This window comes from Clostridium carboxidivorans P7 (genome assembly GCF_001038625.1).
GTDB lineage: Bacteria > Bacillota > Clostridia > Clostridiales > Clostridiaceae > Clostridium_AM > Clostridium_AM carboxidivorans.
In genome coordinates, this window is record NZ_CP011803.1 from 745548 (window position 1) to 767078 (window position 21531).

Annotated in this window: 14 protein-coding genes and 1 riboswitch; of the genes, 9 read left to right on the top strand and 5 right to left on the bottom strand. The window is 29.3% G+C overall.

What is annotated here, in order from left to right; genetic code table 11:
* Positions 1-914: 914 nt before the first annotated feature.
* Together Ccar_RS03220 and Ccar_RS03225 are read right to left on the bottom strand one after the other, a co-directional pair.
* Positions 915-2099: an MFS transporter gene (locus Ccar_RS03220; RefSeq protein WP_048029882.1), complete on the bottom strand. Its 1185-nt coding sequence runs from the start codon at positions 2097-2099 to the stop codon at positions 915-917.
* Between the two features lie 66 nt (positions 2100-2165).
* On the bottom strand, positions 2166-3368 hold the full coding sequence (locus Ccar_RS03225; protein ID WP_007058896.1) for an MFS transporter: 1203 nt from the start codon (positions 3366-3368) through the stop codon (positions 2166-2168).
* Between the two features lie 171 nt (positions 3369-3539).
* Between Ccar_RS03225 and Ccar_RS25980 the strand changes: the two genes are divergently transcribed.
* The 8 genes from Ccar_RS25980 to Ccar_RS03265 all read left to right on the top strand — a co-directional run bounded on the left by Ccar_RS25980 (position 3540) and on the right by Ccar_RS03265 (position 14605).
* Positions 3540-4805, top strand: coding sequence for a leucine-rich repeat domain-containing protein (locus tag Ccar_RS25980; protein WP_007058895.1), 1266 nt, complete (start codon positions 3540-3542; stop codon positions 4803-4805).
* 240 nt (positions 4806-5045) lie between these two features.
* Positions 5046-6260: an LL-diaminopimelate aminotransferase gene (locus tag Ccar_RS03235; RefSeq protein WP_007058894.1), complete on the top strand. Its 1215-nt coding sequence runs from the start codon at positions 5046-5048 to the stop codon at positions 6258-6260.
* Positions 6261-6306: 46 nt separating this feature from the next.
* Positions 6307-7476, top strand: a complete 1170-nt coding sequence (locus Ccar_RS03240; RefSeq protein WP_007058893.1) for a class I SAM-dependent methyltransferase — start codon at positions 6307-6309, stop codon at positions 7474-7476.
* A 289-nt stretch (positions 7477-7765) separates the two neighbouring features.
* Entirely contained in the window at positions 7766-9394 is a 1629-nt protein-coding gene (gene hcp, locus Ccar_RS03245; RefSeq protein WP_007058892.1) for a hydroxylamine reductase, read from the top strand.
* Positions 9395-9523: 129 nt separating this feature from the next.
* Complete coding sequence (locus Ccar_RS03250) at positions 9524-9949, top strand: EamA family transporter (RefSeq protein WP_007058891.1); 426 nt, start codon at positions 9524-9526, stop codon at positions 9947-9949.
* A gap of 556 nt (positions 9950-10505) precedes the next feature.
* Positions 10506-11276 (top strand): GNAT family N-acetyltransferase, encoded by a 771-nt coding sequence (locus Ccar_RS03255; RefSeq protein WP_007058890.1) that lies wholly within the window; start codon positions 10506-10508, stop codon positions 11274-11276.
* Between the two features lie 234 nt (positions 11277-11510).
* Complete coding sequence (locus tag Ccar_RS25985) at positions 11511-13541, top strand: leucine-rich repeat domain-containing protein (RefSeq protein ID WP_007058889.1); 2031 nt, start codon at positions 11511-11513, stop codon at positions 13539-13541.
* Between the two features lie 38 nt (positions 13542-13579).
* Positions 13580-14605, top strand: coding sequence for a cell wall-binding repeat-containing protein (locus Ccar_RS03265; protein WP_007058888.1), 1026 nt, complete (start codon positions 13580-13582; stop codon positions 14603-14605).
* 147 nt (positions 14606-14752) lie between these two features.
* On the opposite strand, the gene Ccar_RS03270 is transcribed toward Ccar_RS03265, so the two are convergent.
* A complete protein-coding gene (locus tag Ccar_RS03270; RefSeq protein ID WP_007058887.1) occupies positions 14753-16291 on the bottom strand; it encodes a transglutaminase domain-containing protein in 1539 nt (512 codons plus the stop codon).
* Between the two features lie 302 nt (positions 16292-16593).
* On the opposite strand from Ccar_RS03270, the gene Ccar_RS03275 reads away from it, so the two are divergent.
* Positions 16594-19182, top strand: coding sequence for a 3'-5' exonuclease (locus Ccar_RS03275; RefSeq protein WP_007058886.1), 2589 nt, complete (start codon positions 16594-16596; stop codon positions 19180-19182).
* A 305-nt stretch (positions 19183-19487) separates the two neighbouring features.
* Here the strand turns inward: Ccar_RS03275 and Ccar_RS03280 are convergent, their stop codons facing one another.
* Both Ccar_RS03280 and rd read right to left on the bottom strand, forming a co-directional pair.
* Positions 19488-20825, bottom strand: a complete 1338-nt coding sequence (locus Ccar_RS03280; RefSeq protein ID WP_007059524.1) for an APC family permease — start codon at positions 20823-20825, stop codon at positions 19488-19490.
* Positions 20826-21163: 338 nt separating this feature from the next.
* A riboswitch (glycine riboswitch) is annotated at positions 21164-21262 on the bottom strand.
* Between the two features lie 57 nt (positions 21263-21319).
* Positions 21320-21481 carry a rubredoxin gene (gene rd, locus Ccar_RS03285; protein WP_007059523.1) on the bottom strand — a complete coding sequence of 54 codons (162 nt, stop codon included), beginning with the start codon at positions 21479-21481 and terminating at the stop codon, positions 21320-21322.
* Between the last annotated feature and the right edge of the window lie 50 nt (positions 21482-21531).

The window sequence follows — 21531 nt, forward strand, 5'->3', positions numbered from 1 at the left end:
TTTCTTATAAGAAAAATTAGATACTTGTGAAACCTTAAATCCAATTAGGATTATAGAGTTTCTAAGGTATATCAAAAAGGATTTCTTTCACCTACCATTGAATATGAATTATCATACTTAAAAATATATATTGTGAAGTATCCTTAATGAATTTAATTTGTGATAAAATAAGTGGCTTCGACTTTTCAGAATATTCAAATTGAATTTAATTATTTGCATTCTTGTTTTTAAAGTTTACAATTATTCAATTTATATAATATTCTTTCTTTATTTTATATAATCATTTCAATGTTGTCAATAATTATATAAATAATAAATAAAATATCGTTTTATATATAACTACATCGAAATACATGTGCCTTTAGTAATATAAACATAATTTTCTCTATAATACAGGCTTTTTTACTTGATTTAATAAAATTTAATTTGAAATTTTATTGCAATTAATCGAGAACTAATTTTGGTATATCATGGCCAATTGTGAAAAAAATGATTTTTATATTATAACTAATATCATAATATAAAAACTGAAATTAAATAGGCAAATATATTTCTACTCTTTATCTTACACATAGGTTTTTACATTATACATTTATCTGATTATTTTTATATATAGATATTAAGATTTAGTTTTGAGAAATAACTAAAAAATACCTAAAAATATTGTTAAATAAAGATGAATAGAATAAAAGAAAGTAAGGTTTTATTTCAAGAATAGGATGGAATATAGTTAAATACATAAGGAAAAGACAGATCACAAAAAGGTAAATCTAAAAAAGAAAGAACTTAAGCTTGGAATAACTTACCGATACTATTATTGCAGAAATATATAAACCACCAATTGGTAATAATTTTTTAAATCAATTGGTGGTTAGCTGTAATATATACAATTTTAATATACTTGATACTTTTCTTTAGAAATATGAAGAGCAAGTCCTTTTATTATATATTGCATAAGCAAAAATTCCACAAAGTAATGCTAAAGCACTAAAATTAAATAACCATTCATAGCCCAATGAGGAAGCAATAGTTCCTCCTATCAAAGGACCTAAGCCTTGACCTAAGTTGGCACCAATGAAAAATGTACTTGAAGCTAGTCCTTTTTTTTGACTTCCCAATGTATGAAAACATTCTGCCTGCAGTGCAGGTTGAGCAGTTCCCTGTCCAAATGCTTTGAAAATAGCTGCCAAAATTATCATCCAAAGAGCACTTGCATGAGCTATCAACAGTGCTTCTATGATGCTGAATAATAATGCTGGATACATAACAGTTGAGAGTCCATTTTTGTCATACAGTTTTCCAGACATTGGCCTTGTGAAAATAAGGAATAATGCATTTACTGTAAAATACATTCCAATTCCATTTATGTTACGCTTTTCACCTAGTAAAACTAAAAATGAAGTGGCAAGACCATTTCCCATAAAAAATAAACCGCCAATTAAAGATAGTGGCAATATTTCAAATGCAATAATATCTTTTAAATGAAGGGCATGTTTTTGCTTTAATGTATTTTTTACAGGTATCTGATTTTTGTTTGGTAAAAAGTTCATACACAATGATGCTGTTATGATTAATGCGGCTGATACTATAAAGGTTTTGGACATTCCAAATCGATTAGCAGCTTCTATTCCTATTTCGGGACCAAAGGCAGTTGCAATAATTTGACTGATTCCAAGATAACCTATACCTTCTCCCATTTTGTTTTTCGGTATGAAATCTGTTGCCCAAGCAACACTAGCTGCACTGGTGATGCTGAAACTGGCACCATGTATTATTCGAAAAAAAATTATAAATGCAATATTAGGTGATAAGCCATAACCTAAGGTTGTGATTCCATTTATAAAAGTACCAATTATCATTACATATTTTTTGCTGGTTCTATCTGTCAATATTCCACCAAATGGACCAATAAACAATGCTGTAATTGAAAATAAACCTACAATTATGCCTGCCATGCTTAGAGAAGCACCTAAATTTGAAGTGTACTTTGCTAAAAGTGGAAAAACAAGATAAAATGCCATAAAGGTAAGGGTGTTAATCCCTAATAAAATAATAAAATTGAAATTCCATAGTTTCATATTTTTTTCTGTTTCTTTCATTTTATAATTTAATTCACCTCTATTATTACGTAAAATGATTGTTGTTTTTTATGTGAGAAAGCTCAGTTAATTATTATTTAGTTTCTCGTTAACAATTTTATACTTTGTTTTTAATGTATACAAATAATATATAACTATTCCAGCAAACAATAGGGCACCACAAATGTAGAAAACAGAAGTTAAACCAAATTTACCTGCTATGGTTCCCCCTATGATTGGTCCTAGCCCTTGACCAGCATCATAACCAATAAAATAAGTACTTGTGGCAACACCTACTCTACTGGGTCCTAGTCTTTTAACACAAGTAGCTTGTAGTGCTGGTGAAAGTGAACTTTGTCCAATTCCATAGAGAATTGCTACCGCGAGTATCATCCAAAGAGATGTGGAAATTGCTAATAATAGTGCTGCTGCCATAGCCATAATAAAAGCAGGAAATGCTATAATTGATAAACCTTTATTATCAAGAAGTTTACCTGAAAGTGGTCTGATAATAAGAATTACAATTGCATTTATTGTAAAATAATAACCAATATTTGAGATATGTCTCTCATCACCCAGCAAAGCTAAAAAGCTTCCTATAACTCCATTCATAAAAGTGAATAGGCAAGCAATAATGGCAAAGATAACTAGTTCCTTGGCAAAAAAATCATTAATTTTGATTTGAAACTTATTTGCAGTTAAATTTTTTTTGTTTGGTGGATTATATGGAATCATGGTCATAAGAGCTACTGCAATCATAACAATAACACAAGATAAATAAAATACATATTTAAATCCAAATCGTGTTGAAATTTCCAGTCCAAGATTGGGACTTATTGCAGTTGCTAAAATATATCCCAAACCCATGAAGCCTATTCCTTCACCAATTCTTTTTTTTGGCATATATGACGTAGATAGAGCATTAATTACTGTAACACTTATTGAAAATGATATACCTTGAATAATTCTAAAGAAAAAAAGAGTAGATATACTATATGAAATTTTTAAACCTAATGCGGAAATTGCCAAAAAGATGGTTGAGACAATTAATAAATGTTTTTTGTTGAATCTGTCAGTTGCAAATCCAGCAAAAGGACGAATAGTAATAGAAGTAATTGCAAAAACACCAGCAACTAAACCTGCGATGGACATTGCTGCACCTAAACTAATTGCGTACTTAGGTAATATTGGTGTCATCATAGTGAAACCAATAAAGATAAGTGAATTTATCATTAACATTAGAATAAATGAAAAGTTCCACAATTTTTCTTCTTCTTCTGATTGTTCCATAAAAATCACCCTCCGATATGACTTGATTTATATATATATTATACCATAAACTCTAAAATGAAGTATTGTTGGATAGAACTAGTACCACATATTGACAGTATGTATGATATACCATAATATTGAATTAGATACTAATTATACATAAAAATCATGATAAAGGGGGATTCCATTTTGTCAAGAAATAAGTATAACTATATAATTTGCGTTTTTTGTACATGTTTATTTTTACTTTTTACTTCTAACGCATATGCATCAAGTGATAATGAACCCACAGTAGATGCGTATAAAGTTTGGGCAATTAGATTTAATCAACCGATAAATTTTAATAAATTGACTAAAGAAAGTATTCAGGTTAAAGATAAAAATAATAATTTAGTAAATGTTAGATTACAAGAGGGGTCTTGGGGGGATTTAGTTTTAGTTATTCCACCTGAAAAAGGCTATAATTTGGGAGAAGAATATACTTTAGTTATAACTAAACAAGTATATTCAGAGAAAAACAAACAAATCAAAGAAGGGAAAACTTTTAATTTTAAAATTAAAGAGACTTCGGAAAAACCTATAGTTTTTAAAGATAGTGTTTTTGAGAGACTTATAAGAAATAAGATTCAAGTGAACAAACCAGACTGGGAAACTCTTAACAAAAGTGATGTGGAGAATATAACAGAACTAATGGAGCAGAATTGCGGAATAAAGAGTGATAATACCATAAAGTATATTAATGGAATAGAAGGTTTAGTTAATTTACAATCTCTTACTCTAACCTATTGTCAAATTGAAGATATATCTCCGTTGAAAGGATTAACTAATCTTAAAGAACTTATGTTATATGATGATAATATAACTGATATAAGCCCATTAAAAGGACTAACAAATTTAGAATTTCTTGAGTTATATGGTAATCAAATAACTGATATACCATCCTTAGAAGGATTGACTAAATTGAAAGATATTGATTTAGGAAACAATAAGATACATGATATAACTCTATTAAGAGAGTTGTCCAATTTACAAGAACTTAATTTAGTTTACAATAAAATAACTGATATAAGTTCATTAAAGGAGCTAACTAATCTAAATTCTCTTGATTTAGATAATAATAATATAAGTGATATTAGTCCATTAGAAAAATTATCTAATTTAAAAAGTCTTAGTTTGGGTAGCAATAAAATAACTGATATCAGTTCGCTAAAGGGATTAACTAATCTAAATTCTCTTGTTTTAGATGATAATAATATAACTGATATCAGTCCATTAAAGGGATTAACTAATTTAAATTTTCTTAATTTAGGCAGTAATAAAATATCTGATATTAGTCCCTTAGAAGGATTAACTAATTTATCAACTTTATGGTTAAAGGATACTCCTACAAATGAAGTATATAAAGAAAAGTTAAAGAAGTATTTACCTAAATGTGATATAAGGTTAGTTAATTAATTAAGTTTTATTTAAATAAAGAATTATAGTAGTGTTAAGTTCCGACTTGCCATTTTTCATGGCTTTAGGTAAACTTTATATAGAAAATAGAATAAGCATAATTTAAACATATATAAAAAATAGCAGCTTCAGATACGGAAATGAAGTGCCAAAGTATGAGGTGGCTGAGTATAATAATCCTATAGAACCTTTAAGTCATTTCTTTGCAATAAGAAGAAAAAGACAATAAGGAGGAATATTATGTGTAAAGTGAATGATAACTATTTGAAGCTGCAAGGAAGATATTTATTTTCAACTATAGGAAAAAAAGTAGCCAAATTTAAGGAGGATAATCCTGATAAAAAGGTTATTTCTTTGGGGATTGGTGATGTAACTCAACCACTAGCACCAGCTATTATAGATACATTACATTGTTCAGTTGATGAAATGGGACATTTGGATACTTTTAAAGGATATGCACCAGATTTAGGTTATGAATTCTTAAGAAGTGCAATTATAAAAGGTGACTATAAATCTCGCGGGGTTGATATTTCAATAGATGAGGTATTCATAAATGATGGAATAAATAGTGATGCAGGTAATATTCAGGAATTATTTAGTGTAGATAATAAAGTTGCTGTTTGTGACCCTGTATACCCTGTATATGTTGATTCAAATGTAATGGCTGGAAGGGCAGGAACGTATGATGAGGATACGCAAAGGTGGAGTAATGTCATATATATGCCATGCACTCCAGGTAATAATTTTGTACCAGATATTCCAAAGGAAACACCAGATATCATATACCTCTGTTTTCCTAATAACCCAACGGGAACAACAATTACAAAGGATAAGCTCCAAATTTGGGTTGACTATGCAAACAGAATAAACGCAGTTATTATATATGATGCTGCTTATGAAGCATACATTTCAGAAGATAATACAGCTCATACAATTTACGAATGTGAGGGTGCAAAATCATGTGCTATTGAGCTTAAGAGTTTTTCAAAGAGTGCTGGATTTACAGGATTAAGGCTTGGATATACAGTTGTTCCAAAGGAACTTAAATACTCGGAGGTTTCTTTAAATGCACTTTGGGCTCGGCATTATGGAACTAAATACAATGGTACACCTTATATAGTTCAAAGAGCAGGAGAAGCTGTTTATTCTGAAACTGGAAAAGAACAGATAAAAAAGCAGATTGATTATTATAAGAACAATGCAAAAGTAATGCTAGAAGGATTAAAAAAAGAAGGTTATTCTGTGTATGGAGGCGTAAATGCACCATATATATGGTTAAAGACACCAAATAGCATGACTTCATGGGAGTTTTTTTATTACTTATTAGAAAAAGCAAATATTGTAGGTACACCAGGAAGTGGCTTTGGACCAGTAGGGGAAGGATATTTTCGGCTTACAGCCTTTGGAACTTATGAAAATACATTAGAAGCTATTGAGAGAATTAAGAAACTTTAGAAATAAAGTTAAAGCACAAAAATAGATAAAAAAGTGAGTGAAAGATATGAATGATTTAAAAAAAGCGATTAACGAAATAATAGAAGAAGAGATTATAAAGATAGTTATTAGCAATAAAATTAATAAAGATGTTAAATACAATAAAATAACTTTTGCCTTAAAAGAAAACAAGGGAAAAAAATATTATCAAATAGAAAAGTTTACTGATAAGCAGGTTTTTCATGAAAACATTGATATGAATATGTTAGAAGAAAAATTGGCAGAGTGTGTACAAGATAATTATAGACAGCTTTCTGCCTGGTCCAGCATGCATACCTTTGATTTGAAAATATCTAAGAAGGGTAAAGTATTTTTAGGTAAAAAGAAAGGGGAAAATACAAAAGCATTAAACAAAAGTCATAACAAAGAGAAAAATTATATTCTAAAAGAGGGTATGCTTATAGAACCTTTTATTGATTTAGGAATTTTCACAAAGGAAGGTAAAATTGTTAATTCAAAATATGATAAGTATAAACAAATAAATAGATTTATAGAAATTATTGATGATGAAATTAAGAAAAGTGATTTTAAAGAACTTACAATATTGGACTTTGGATGTGGAAAATCCTATTTAACCTTTACACTATATTACTATTTTGTTGAAATTAAAAAAATAAATGTAAATATTATAGGATTGGATCTTAAAGAGGATGTTATTAAAAAGTGTAATGAAATAGCTAAAAAATATAACTATGAAAATTTACACTTTGAAATTGGGGACATAAATGGATTCAAGTATAATAACAAGGTTGATATGGTAATTACATTACATGCTTGTGATACAGCAACGGATTATGCTCTGTACAATGCTATAAAGTGGAATACTAAGATGATTTTTTCTGTTCCTTGCTGTCAACATGAGCTCAATAGCCAAATGAAAGCAGAAACATTATCTATACTTACAAGGTATGGCATAGTACAGGAGAGGGTGGCAGCACTTATGACTGATGCTGTTAGAGCCAATTTATTGGAATGCTTGGGTTATAAAACTCAGCTTTTAGAGTTTATAGACATAGCTCATTCCCCTAAAAATATATTGATTAGAGCAGTGAAAGGGAATGTGTCTGAGGAGAAGAGAGATAAAGCTTTAGATGAGGTTAAAGATTTAATTAAACAGTTTAATTTTGATCCAACATTGTTTAAATTATTAAGGGAAGATAACTTACTTAAAATATAATATAAACATTTCTGGTGGTTATATTTATTATAAAATTGATCTTGATTTTGGTGCAACACATAAAATTAGAATTTCAGAAAACAGCCTATAATAAGGCTGCTTTTTTATTGTACATCTATTAAAAAGTGTCAATTTTTCACATTATGCAGTTGCTTTATTTTTATTAACCTATAATTCTTTGAAAAATTTATGGAAATATATGTACATATGTAAATAAATATAATATAATGTAATTATTCCTGATAGTATTCCAAAAATTTAAAATATTCAGCTTAGAGGAGGGGTTATATTGAGTATGTTTTGTTATCAATGTCAAGAAACTGCAAAAGGAACAGGTTGTACAATTAAAGGTGTATGTGGTAAAAGTGATGAACTTGCCAAGCTTCAAGATTTATTAATTTATTCTCTAAAAGGCATTTCAGAGATTGTAGTAAAGGGAAATCTTGATGTGAAATCTTTAATTGAAGTTAACCATGAAGTATTGAAAAGTCTTTTCATGACAATAACAAATGCTAATTTTGATGCTTCTGCGTTTGAAAAACAAATTAGCAAAATATTATCTATAAGAAATTCCTTAAAAAATCAGGTTTGTAATGTTGAACTAAGTGATGCTGCTTTATTTTGTGTGGAAAATAAAGCTTCTATGATTGATAAAGCAGAAAAAATTGGTGTTTTATCAACTGAAAACGAAGATATAAGGTCATTAAGAGAGCTAATTATATACGGAGTTAAAGGTATGGCTGCATATACACATCATGCTCTTAATCTAGGAGAAGAAGATACGAACATATATGCATTTATTTATGAAGCTTTAGCAGCAACATTAAATGATAAATTATCAGCTGATGAGCTTGTTGCATTAACTTTGAAAACAGGACAATTTGGTGTTACTGCAATGGCTCTTCTTGATAAAGGCAATACATCAAAATATGGAAACCCTGAAATTACAAAGGTTAATATTGGCGTTAGGGACAACCCTGCTATATTAATTTCAGGACATGATTTGACTGACCTTGAACAACTGCTTGAACAAACAAAAGGAACAGGGGTTGACGTATATACACATAGTGAAATGCTTCCAGCTCATTATTATCCTGCATTTAAAAAATACGATAACTTCGTTGGGAACTATGGAAGCTCATGGTGGAAACAGATTGAAGAATTTGAAAGTTTTAATGGTCCAATTTTATTTACAACAAACTGTATTGTACCTCCTAGAAATGAAGGGGTCAGAGGAAGAATATTTACTTCTGGAGCAGCAGGGTATCCAGGATGTACTCATATAGAAGCAGATGAAAATGGAAAAAAAGATTTTTCAGCAGTTATTGAAATGGCCAAGAAGTGTAAGACGCCTACAGAAATTGAATCAGGCAGTATTATTGGTGGATTTGCTCATGAGCAGGTTTTTGCTCTGGCAGATAAAGTTGTTGATGCGGTTAAATCTGGAGCTATAAAGAAATTTTTTGTTATGGCAGGCTGTGATGGAAGAATGAAATCAAGAGAATACTACACTGAGTTTGCTAAAAAACTTCCAAAGGATACAGTAATACTTACTGCTGGCTGCGCAAAATATAGATACAACAAGCTTTCACTTGGAGATATTGGAGGTATTCCAAGAGTGCTTGATGCAGGGCAATGTAATGATTCATATTCTTTAGCATTAATAGCGCTTAAACTTAAAGAAGTATTTGGACTTGATGATGTAAATAAGCTGCCTATAGCCTATAATATAGCATGGTATGAGCAAAAAGCTGTTATTGTTTTATTAGCTCTACTTTATTTAGGTGTTAAAAATATACACCTTGGACCAACACTTCCAGGATTTTTATCACCAAATGTAGCAAAGATTCTGGTAGAAAACTTTGGAATAGCTGGAATAGGAGAAGTAGACAAGGATATAGAATTATTCATGGCATAATATAGTATGATAAATTTTACAGGTTTAAGAAAATATGCTAAGTTAAATTAAAATATAAGTAGTTCGGGTGAACACCTACCGCAAACAAAGGTTTTTTGTTTGCGGTATTTTTTTTACAAGGAGGTATATATGATTAATTTATTTTGGCCTATTATCATTGTTGTAATAGCAAATACTCTATATAATATCAGTGCCAAATTAATACCTGCTGAAGTACATCCTTTAGCATCGCTTTCTATAACCTATTTTACTGCAGCTGTATTATCTATAATATTATTTTTTATTACAAGTGAGAACAAAAATGTAATCACTGAAATTCAAAAAGCAAATTGGACTGCTGCAGCTTTGGGTTTTTCAATCGTGGGACTTGAATTTGGGTATATTTACATTTACAGAGTTGGTTGGAATATTAGCACAGGTTCGCTTGTAGCGAATATAAGTTTAGCCTGTGTTTTATTAATTGTTGGTGTTTTTGTATATAAAGAGAATATTTCATTACATCAAATTTTTGGAATGGCTTTATGTATAATTGGTCTCCTGTTAGTAACTAAATAGTTCAAAAATAATAAATAGTAAATTTGTTGAAAATGGGATAATACATTGTTAATAATTTTTGTGCTTAAATATACGTAATGGATTAATGTTTACAAAAAAGGTATAATAAGTATAATCATTAATAATGGAGGATATATAAATTGAAAAATAAGTTTATTAGGGCAACTTTTTTTAGTATTTTTCTATTATTTTCACCTAGTGTACGAGCATCTGATTTCACTGATTATCAAACAGTAGATTTTAATCCGACATTATGCAAATAATGTCGGATTTTTTAATTTAGATAAATTAACCTTCAAGAGCAGCTGCCACCATTGTCTTTACATTTTCAACTTTAGCATTTGATGGTACAAACTGCAGCCTGAGGACATAATAAGTCCCTGTGGTGAGAATTCGCCAATTAATCATCAAAAGCAATTGAACTTGGAAAAATTTTGTCATCCTGAACTATGTTCGTTAATTCAATATGATCATAAAAATAATACATAGAGAAATAATAATTTATCGATATAAGAATTACAAATCATTTATATAAGATGAAATGGAGAAAATTAATATGAGTGTTTATGAGATTAGTGATACAAAATGTTTAGAAAAATTATTTCAAGGTTGGCAGGAGACATTAATTTGGTCATGTATGCAAGGCTGTATGGGAAGAGCATATGCAGATGATATTACTAATCCTAAATCAGCTCAGATAGTGATAGGCGACTTTTGTTTTTTTGCAGGTAAGGCAAATAAAGAGCTTGTGTGGAATAAGCCAGATGATTGTAAATCAAATTTTATAATTATGATTCCACAAAATAATGAGTGGAATGAGCTAATTGAGCAAACATATAAAGAAAGTGCCACAAAAGTATATCGCTATGCCATTAAGAAAGAACGGAATATATTCGATATTGTGAAATTAAAAAAAGTGGTACAAGATATAAAGAAAACATTTAACATTAAGATGATAGATAAAGATATTTTTAATCAGGTTATTAAGAATACATGGTCGCAGGATTTATGCTCACAGTTTAATGATTACGAGGATTATAAAAAACGAGGCATTGGAGCTGTAGTATTAGAAGATGGAATCGTTGTTTCGGGAGCATCTTCGTATATTGTGTACAACGAAGGAATAGAGATAGAAATTGATACTAGGAAAGATTATCGAAGAAAAGGTTTGGCATTAGCTTGCGGAGCCAAATTGATTTTGGAGTGTTTGAACAAAGGGTTATATCCAAGTTGGGATGCACAAAACAAGGGATCTGTGGCTTTAGCTGAAAAACTAGGATATCATTTTGATAAAGAGTATATAGCATATGAAATCGTAGACTATTAAGTTATATGAGAATTTTATGTAGTTTGTTTGTGGTGTTAAATTCTGATTTTAAGTTGATTATTATAAACAGTAAATTTGAAAATTAATATATGCAATAAAGAAACTCAGAAAAAACATTAAGCAAAGAATAACAATAAAGTTGTTTAGTTTAGATTTGTAGATTGGTTATGGTTATGGATTAGCATAGTAAAAAGGGTTATAATTATATTTAAAGGAAATAAATGGGGGATGGAAATGAAAAATAAATTTATAATTGGAACACTTTTTAGTATTTTCTTACTATGTTCGTCTAATGTTAAAGCAGTAAACTTTACAGATAATCAAACGGTAGATGCTAATAAGACATGGACAATAAAGTTTAATAATGAAATTCAATTGGATGATTTAACTAGGCAAGACATATTCGTAATTGATGAAAGAGGTAATGCAGTAGATGTTAGTCTAAAATTAGGACAAGATGGCAAATCTGTTATAGTAACAGCTCCAGAGTATGGATATGGAGGAGGAAAAAGTTACACATTACATGTTGCAAACAAAGTACATTCTATTAATGGAAAGACATTAAATGATGGCTGCTGTTTAAATTTTAATGTTAAAAGAAAGCCTAATAGTGGAGGTATAGTAACTTTCAAGGATAAAAGCTTAGAGCAGGAAATAAGAGATGAAATAGAAAAGCCAAGTGGGGATATTTATCAAAGTGATGTTGATTATATAACTGAACTATATATGGCAAATAACAAAATAAAAGATTTTAGTGGAATAGAAAATTTAACTAATTTGAAACAACTTAATTTACGTGAAAGTGAAATTAATGATATAAGTGAATTAAAAAATTTGGTTAAGTTGCAATCTATTGATTTAAGTTACAATAAAATAAGTGATATAAGCGCATTAAAAAACTTGACTAATTTGAAAAAGCTTAATTTAGGTAATAACAAAGTGAGAGATATAAGTGTACTAAGTAAATTAACTAATTTACAGGAACTTAATTTAGGGTATATCCCATATCATGACTTTGAAACACCTGATCCAGAAGCAAATTATAATGAAATAAGTGATATAAGTGCATTGAAAAATTTAACAAACTTGCAAACACTTAATTTAGGATATACAAAAATAAAGGATTTAAATGCTTTAAAAGGGTTGAATAATTTAAAAACACTTGATTTAAGCGGCAACCAAATAAGTGATATAAGCAGTATAGTAAATGTATTAAAGGAATTAACTAGTTTAAATGACCTTAATTTATCTACTAATGAAATTAGTAATATAGATGAATTGAATAAATTAACTAGTTTAAAAATGCTTAAGCTAAATAGCAATAAAATTAGTAATATAAATAGATTAAAGGGATTAAGTAATTTACAAACACTTGATTTAAGCAGCAATCAAATAAGTGATACAGCAAATACATTAAAAGAATTAAATAATTTAAATGATCTTAATTTATCTAATAATCAAATTAGCAATATAGGTGAACTTAATAAGTTGACGAATTTAAAAGCACTTAATTTATATTATAATAAAATAAGCGATATAAGTGCATTAAAGGGATTGAGTAATTTACAAATGATTGATTTAAGTTACAATGAAATAAGTGATATAAGCGTATTTGAAAATTTAGCTAACTTACGAGAGCTTATTTTGCTTAGTAATCCAATAAGTGATGTGGATATACAAGCTTTAAAAAATGCGCTACCTCAGTGTCATATTAATGAGATTCCAGTCAAAAAACCTAATATATATTTGTATCCACAAAAAACAGAAGAATTGTCAGTACAAGTTACTCCTAAGGGGAGGATAACTAAATCAATTCCAGAATACAATGGAGGATGGAAGGTAACAGTTGACCCAAGTGGAAAGATTGATAATACTTATAATTTCTTATTCTATGAAGCTTTAATTAATTATAAATTTACTTTGGATAAGGGCTGGATTGTAAATAAAAGCAGCTTTAATGAAGAAATGAATAGTATACTTACTTCCATAGGTTTAAATTCAAAGGAGAAATCAGATTTTATTGAATACTGGTCAAAAGAATTGAACTGGAAAAGCAGTAGGTATGCGGTTTATTACCTTGATCCTAAAGAAATAAGTGAAGCAATAAAGTTAAATTTATCTAAAGAACCAGATTCAATTTTAAGAGCTTATTTTTACTTTGTACCTCTTAAGGATAATGAGAATTTAGAAATTAAAAAGCCTGAAATAAAACAATTTAAACGTAATGGATTTACTGTTGTAGAATGGGGCGGAATTGGTAAATAAAATTATATGCAAAATATAGATTGGAGTGATATATATAAATGTTTAGAAAAGTTTTTAAATATTTTATATGTATGGAGATTATATCATTATTTTTAACTACAATTTTATTAGATAATCCAGCTAAGGCAGAAGCAGGAAGAGTAACAAGAATAAGTGGTGCTGATAGATATATTACAGCAGCACAAATTGCTACAACAAATTGGAGAAATTCAGATAATGTTGTATTAGTGTCTGGGGAAGGATATGCGGATGCGGTAAGTGCTTCTGTATTAGCTAAAAAATTAGATGCTCCTATATTATTAACACCAAGTAATGCATTAGATGCAAATACTAAAGAAGCCCTAGCCGAATTGGAAGCAAAAAAAATATATATAATAGGTGGAAATGCTTCCATTTCACAGAATGTAAGAGATTGTTTAAAATCTAAATATACACTAATAGAATTAGGTGGATCAAATAGGTATGAAACAAATATATCTGTTGATAAGGAATTAATTAGATTAGGAGTAGACCCGACCAATATTATAATGGCTAGTGGCGAAGGATTTTCAGATGCTTTGTCTACAGCACCAATAGCTTCAAGTGAAGAACAAATTCTTTTGTTAGCTAACAATGATATAAATTATATGAAGTCAACAATTAATTTTGTAAAATCAAATAACTCAAAAGTTACAGTTGTTGGAACAGAAGAGGTAATAAATGATGAAATATTCAATGCAGTTAATGGCACCTTAAGAGTTAATGGAGGAGCTGATAGATTTGATACTAATTTAAAGGTATTATCAAAATTTAGTTCATCATTGAATTTTAATAATATGTATATTGTAAATGCAAGTAGTGACGATGGATATGCAGATGCATTAGTGGCATCTGTATTAGCGGGAAAGAATAAGTCACCATTGATATTATTAGATAGTGATGGTGCTTCATCAACAACTAATGCAATAAAGTTTACACGTGATAATATAAATAGAATGTCAGATATAACTGTTATAGGCGGAACAGGAGTTATTTCAAATAATATATTTGATCAAATAAATAAATGCTTTCCCTGCATTTATTAAGTACTAATTTTTAAAGATAGAAATTAGAGAAGTCAAAAAAATGTTGTACTAACGAATTGCCATTTTAAAGAATGTAAAATATATGAGAACGTAAGTAGATTTGTATGAAATTCAAATCCATTTACGTTCTTTAAATTACTTATCTTTTTATTTAATTGAAAATTTCATTATACCAGTTTTACTCATTTTTTTCCCTGAATCAGAAGAAATTTTTTTGTTTATAACTAGATAATAAGTTTTGCCTGAATCATAATTTTTTAAAGGTTCAACTATTAAAGTATCTTTATTTACATCAAACTTTAAATTAATATCTACTTTATTATTAAATTCATCTAATACATATACATTATCTTTGTTTAATGAAGAAGTAGATATATTTTTATTAAACTTTATTTTCCAGGACTTATCTTTATCTACATTAGTTCTTTCTTGTAATTGTGTTGAATCATTAATATCTGCTGGGTCTGCAATTTCATTAGTTACTGTCACAACACAAGTATCTTTAAAATTTCCATCATCAGATACTGCATTTATATAAACTGTACCAGGTTTTACGCCTTTTATAGTTTTTCCATCAAAATAAATTACTCCTTCTGCATTGAAGTTCCACTTTATAGAATTGTTAGAAGCATTACTTGGTAAGACAGTAGCAGCGAGTGGAGTAGTTTCTCCTATTTTCAAGGTTATGTTATGCTTGTCTAATTCTACAGCTTTAATAGGAATATTAGTAATACTTAAATTGTATTTTGTATTAGCGAAGGGGTACTTTAACATTTCCCAATCATGATCCTTTGCTAATTGATCATCTGTTAAATTATAGTAATCATAACATACTTGATTGGGGATATCTGGTACTGGGTCATCCCATGTACAATCTAAATGATACCAGTTTCCATTTATATTTACTAAGTTCCATATATGGTTGTTGATGGTGCTATTGTCTACCTTACCCAAAATAAGTAAATTTTCTATGCCTGCTTTATTTAACATTTTACATGCTAAAAGCGCATAACCTTCGCACATTGTGCTTCCATCATGTAAGGCATCATAAGGATTGTTTTTTTTAGCAGTTTCATCATAAGTAACATTTGAAATTATGTAATCATGTATAGCCTTCTCTTTTTGATCCTGCGTCATAGAATCTCTTATTATATTTTGAAGTATAGAATCAACTTTATTATCTACCCAATTTTCTTCATCACGTGTTAATAGATAAGTTACAGTGAAACTTATATCTATATTCTTGTCATATCCGTAAGAATGTGTATCACATGTGTTAACAGAATACCCTGCATAATTATCATATGCAATAACATAAGTCATTACTTTATTTGGTAAACCTGATAAATCTGAAAGGTTTCCTGTATAATGTATTAAAAAATTTGTGTTTTTATTAAGTATATTGTCTTTAGTCAATTCTTCTAATTGTTCTATAGTATTACAATTGTTATTATTATATGAAAATAGTGTTTTATTTATCTGTTGTTTATTATGAAGTTTAAAAGGTTTTTTATTTTTGGCAATAATACTTTCATTGTAATATTTTTTATTTATATCATTCACTTCAGTACTATAACTATAATGTTCAATTATGTTTTTGGTTTCAGATGCTTGTACAAAAGTAGGTGAAAGAATAATAAAAAATATAATTAATATGCTATATGGTAATTTAGTATTTATTTTCAATTATGCCACTCCTTTTGATATCAATTAAAGTAAATACGATACAATTAATTATATCATATAACTTACTTTAATTGATAAATTATATATAGATGTAAAATTATGTAATATAAGAGTTCAGTGGAAGTTTTGATTTTAACTTTAAATGTACCCATATATTCAATGAGGACTTCACCTAAAAGCTGTGTTGAAATGTGCTTAAACTGTGAAAGTTAAGTGAATTATAATATTAGACAGGATATCTAGAAAAAACAGCAAATAAATAGTAACATAGTACTTGTAAAGAAATTGGGGGGGATAAAGCTATGAGTATGAATGAGCAGCAGGAGCTGTTGATAAATGAACTTGAAAAAAATGTTATATTACTTGCATCAGCAGGTACTGGCAAAACAGAAACTTTGTCCAAAAGAGTTGCAAATATAATTGACAAGGGGAAGGCTGAGCCTTCACAAATATTGTGTATTACTTTTACAAATAAAGCCTGTAAGGAAATTAGAGAGAGAATTGAAGGCATAGTAGGTGCTTCAGCAAAAGACATTACAGTAAAAACATTCCACAGCTTTTGCTTTGATGTAATTAAGCAGGAAGCTAAAAAAGGAACAGATGTGTTTACTGACTTTACAATTTTTGATGAGGAAGATTGTAGAGAGCTTGTAAAATACTGTAATTATTTTGATTTTTCAGTTTCAACATTGCAAAAGTTTATTGACACTGTAAAATTGACCATTGCAAAAAATAATATTTATAGTGATGATATTATGGAAGATTGCAGTAGGGCTGTTAGTGCTGTTTTTAAAACAAATGAGGATAAGATAAATCAAATATGTACTGAAAAAGGTAATTTGAATTATAGATTAAAAGAAATCTTAAGAGATAAAGGAAGTATTTTTGTTAATTCTTATAATTCCTTACTTTACCATAATCATGGTCTTGATTTTGCAGATTTAATAATTAAAGCTAAGGAATTATTTAATAACCCGGAAGTAGTTAATTCCTATATAAATAGATACAAATACATAAATATAGATGAAGTTCAAGATACAAGCACGTTGGAGTATTCCATAATAGAAAAATTGTTCAAAGGAAATAACGTTCTAATATGTGGAGATAAATTTCAGACAATTTATGGTTGGAGAGGTTCCGAGCCTAATAGGATATTTAAAAGCTTTAAGGAAAATTATGATCCAAAAGAAATCATATTCACTATAAATTACAGAGCTACAAAAAATTTAACAGAAGCTTCACTAAAATATCTTGAAAATGCCTTTCCAATAGATATGAAGGATACATATAAAGAAGGTATTCAGTGCGAATCAAAGGATGCTGGAGATAAGATTTCATTAAAGATAGCAGATAATTTAAGAGAAGAGGCCAGATTTATATATAATGAGGTAATAAATTTAGAAAGAAAAAATGGAAGTGCAGATAATATATGTGTACTCACAAGAGATAATAGATATAATATAAATTTAAGTGAACAATTAAAAAGTATTATGAAACCTGAAGCTGTAAATTTTGAATTTATTTTAGTGGATCAATTTAAATTTTTTAGAAGACAGGAAATAAAGGATGTAATAGCTTTTTTAAAGCTCATTGCAAATAGATATGATTCTATCAGTTTAAAGAGAATAGTGAAGAGACTTCCAACAGGTGTAGGAGATAAAACTTTTGAAGCTATTGAATCGGAAAAATATAAAAAGTTAGGTATATCCTTATCAGATTTTATAGATGACAATGTGTTCAAATACGGAGATAAATATTCACTGCTTATAGATGAATTTCAAAAAGACAATATTATAGTATTTGATGTGGAGAGTACAGGAGTTGATGTGACTGAAGATGAGATTATTCAAATTGCAGCTATTAAGGTAAATAAAAATGGACAAGTAACAGAGAAATTTGAAAGATTTCTTAAGAATAATAAATCAGTCAAGAATTCAGAGCATGTTCATGGTTTTAGTGATGAATTCTTAAAGAAAAATGGAGAAGATAAAAATACAGTTTTAAAAGAGTTTGTCAAGTTTTCAGAGGATTCAGTGATAGTTGGGCATAATGTTCAGTATGATATCAATATATTGACTAGTGAACTTCAAAGAGCTGGATTGGGTGAACCTAAATTTAAAGCTTTTTATGATACGCTGGATATTTACAGAAGATTTCATCCTAATTTGCGAAACCATAAGCTTGAAACTTTAAGCCATATATTTGAAACTGAAAATAAACCAAGTCATGATGCAATGGATGATATACAGGCTACGAAGGATATTCTTGTAAGAGCCATTAAGGATGATATTGTTCCTACTTCAATGGAGAGAATAGCTTGTATGTCAAAATATTTAAAGGCATTTAACAATATAGCTGACAAGTTAAATAACCTTTTTAAAGAAGCAGAAGGAAGCAGACCTCATGATATTGTAAATAAAATTGTAAATGGCTTTAGTTTAAAAACTTTATATACTGGTGATGAAGGCAAGGAAAAGATTGAAAGGCTTAGAGATTTTTATGTACTTTTAAGGGAGCTTGACAATAAAAATAAAAACAGCAGAGATTCATTATTGGATATTATCAGAATAACCTCTCTTTCCAACGGCGAGCTGGAGTCACTTGTTATTAATAGGACTAAAAAGCCTAGAATACCAATAATAACAGTTCACCAGGCAAAAGGGTTAGAGTATGAAACTGTATTTATATCAGGTGCGCAGCAAAATACATTTCCATCATATATGTCAATAAAATCAAATAACCTGGAAGAAGAAAAGAGAACCTTTTATGTGGCCATGACAAGAGCTAAAAAACAGCTTTATATTACCTGCAATACTGATGGAAGGTATAAAAGAACAACAAAAAGTGAGTTTATAGATTTAATACCATGGAGTTATATAAGTATAGTATGATAAGTACATTGTGACACAACTTTTTTCAGAGGACATTTGACAGAGGACAGAGGACAATGAAGGTGAGTTTTCCTCCTTATGTCAGAAAACTAATTTATTTTTAAAGCTTGTTTTGTTAACACAAAACAAGCTTTAAATTTATATAGGTCAGCAATGTTTCGCTTTAGCGAAACGAGTCATCAGAAATTTAATTAAAGATTTTTAGCAGCGCAGCGGAGAAAAATCATCCTTCACTGTCCTCTGTCAATTGTCATCTGTCCTCTGAAAAAGTTGTGCCGCATCATGCTTATATTGCCAAAATTGAGTTAATCAATATTATCATCTGATTTTTTAAATTTATTCTTTCTAGACAAATATACAGGATAACCTATTATAGTAAGCACAATACCTATTCCAGCATTCATTGGTTGAGTAAATAAAGTATTTAATATTATATAAGCTCCTCCCAAGATAGCTATAGCTGGTACTATAGGATATAATGGTACCTTGTATGGTCTTGGAAGATCTGGTTTGTTTTTTCTAAGTACAAACACTGCAAGGAATGTCATAACATAGAAAATCCATATTACAAAAATTAAAAGGTCTGTTAATTGGTCAAACTTACCTGAAAATACTAATAGTATTGATATAATAGTTAATAATATGCCTGAATTTATTGGTGTTTTAAATGTAGGATGTAATTTTGCGAGCCAAGCACTTCCTGGTAATTTATTTTCTACAGCCATTGCATATGGAATTCTCATTCCTGTTAATATATATCCATTTAATGCTCCAAATATAGAAATTAATATACCTACAGTTATAAGCTTACCGCCTGCTGGTCCAAAGATTATAGTTGCAACATCAGCTGCTGGTGTTTTTGTTCCTGCAAGAGCAGTTGCTGGTAATACAAATAAATAAGCTACATTTATTAATAAATAAACTGCCATAACTAATGATAATCCACCAACAATTGCTTTAGGTAAATCTTTACCTGGATTCTTCATTTCTCCTGATATGGCTCCAACATTTATCCAACCATCATAAGCAAACATTGTAGCTACCAAAGCTGAACCAAGACTTGTGCCTATAGGGTGATTAACAGCTGTCATTGGGAATAATCTTGCTGCACCACCACCACCTTTCATGAGTCCAACTACTATAATTGCAAACAGTGGTATCAATTTACAAACTGTAGCTACAGTTTGAATAGCTCCACCTGTTTTTGATCCCAATGAATTCATACATGTTAAAAATATTATAACTATAATTGCTATTATGTTTAACATTGAGTCATTTAAACCTAATAATGATATAACCTGTGTGGAAAATATTATGGCAAGTGCAGCTATATTAGCTGGAAAATATATAACCGTTTGAGCCCAACCTAAAAGATATCCCCAAACATCTCCATAAGTTTCCTCTAAGTATGCTACCATACCACCTGTTCTAGGTATTGCTGCAGATATTTCAGCAGCTGTAAGTCCGCCTGCTATAGATATAATTCCACCTAAAATCCAAGCCATCATGCCTAAGCCTGGTGCTCCAGTTGATGAAAATACTGCCCTAGGTTTAAAGAATACACCTGAACCGATAACCATACCGATAACGATTGCAAGAGCAGGAACGAGACCAATCTCCTTTTTTAATTCGCTTTTGTTCATTTTTACATTACCTCCTTAGAAATTTTAGATTGCGATAATTTCTTACCGCAGTAAAATATTAATATTATTTTTACCTTGAATTAAGATGTTATAACATTAGTATTTGTTTAATCATCTTAAAATAACAAAGCAAAATAATTTGGATAACTTGTTTCGCTTCATTGGTTAGTCTACTCTAGTTTTATATTGTGTATTCATGCAGCATTAATAATTTTAAACAATAAAAAAGGACATGAGAGCAAAACTGCCACACATGTCCTCTGTATCTTTACCTGAGAGCTTCGATAATTAATTATCTTACACCATGGGTTCTGTTTAAAACAGTATCTTCAGAGTTTCGTCTTATATCGCTCCTGGTACCTGAAAGTTTCTGATATAGCTGTGGAACTATAGCATTGCTTCTTCGGTTAACAAATGTTATCTCACGATATAATCATTCGATCCATATTAATTTATCGTAATTATATCATCAATTCAAACAATTTGCAATATTTTTATTCAGTAGTTTCAAATTGATCTTTACCTACACCACATAATGGGCATACCCAATCTTCAGGAATACCTTCAAAAGATGTTCCTGGAGCTACGCCATTATCAGGATCACCTTGTTCGGGATCATAAATATATCCACATACAACACATACATATTTTTGCATAAAAATACCTCCTTGTTTAATTCGTAATATTAACAGTGTTTCACAATTGG

Excerpts from the sequence above, each read along its gene's own strand:
- Ccar_RS03255 (WP_007058890.1), top strand. The coding sequence starts at position 10,506 with ATGAGTGTTTATGAGATTAGTGATACAAAATGTTTAGAAAAATTATTT.
- rd (WP_007059523.1), bottom strand. The coding sequence starts at position 21,481 with ATGCAAAAATATGTATGTGTTGTATGTGGATATATTTATGATCCCGAA.
- Ccar_RS03235 (WP_007058894.1), top strand. The coding sequence starts at position 5,046 with ATGTGTAAAGTGAATGATAACTATTTGAAGCTGCAAGGAAGATATTTA.
- Ccar_RS03265 (WP_007058888.1), top strand. The coding sequence starts at position 13,580 with ATGTTTAGAAAAGTTTTTAAATATTTTATATGTATGGAGATTATATCA.
- Ccar_RS03220 (WP_048029882.1), bottom strand. The coding sequence starts at position 2,099 with ATGAAAGAAACAGAAAAAAATATGAAACTATGGAATTTCAATTTTATT.
- Ccar_RS25985 (WP_007058889.1), top strand. The coding sequence starts at position 11,511 with ATGAAAAATAAATTTATAATTGGAACACTTTTTAGTATTTTCTTACTA.
- Ccar_RS03225 (WP_007058896.1), bottom strand. The coding sequence starts at position 3,368 with ATGGAACAATCAGAAGAAGAAGAAAAATTGTGGAACTTTTCATTTATT.
- Ccar_RS03240 (WP_007058893.1), top strand. The coding sequence starts at position 6,307 with ATGAATGATTTAAAAAAAGCGATTAACGAAATAATAGAAGAAGAGATT.
- Ccar_RS03280 (WP_007059524.1), bottom strand. The coding sequence starts at position 20,825 with ATGAACAAAAGCGAATTAAAAAAGGAGATTGGTCTCGTTCCTGCTCTT.
- Ccar_RS03275 (WP_007058886.1), top strand. The coding sequence starts at position 16,594 with ATGAGTATGAATGAGCAGCAGGAGCTGTTGATAAATGAACTTGAAAAA.
- Ccar_RS03250 (WP_007058891.1), top strand. The coding sequence starts at position 9,524 with ATGATTAATTTATTTTGGCCTATTATCATTGTTGTAATAGCAAATACT.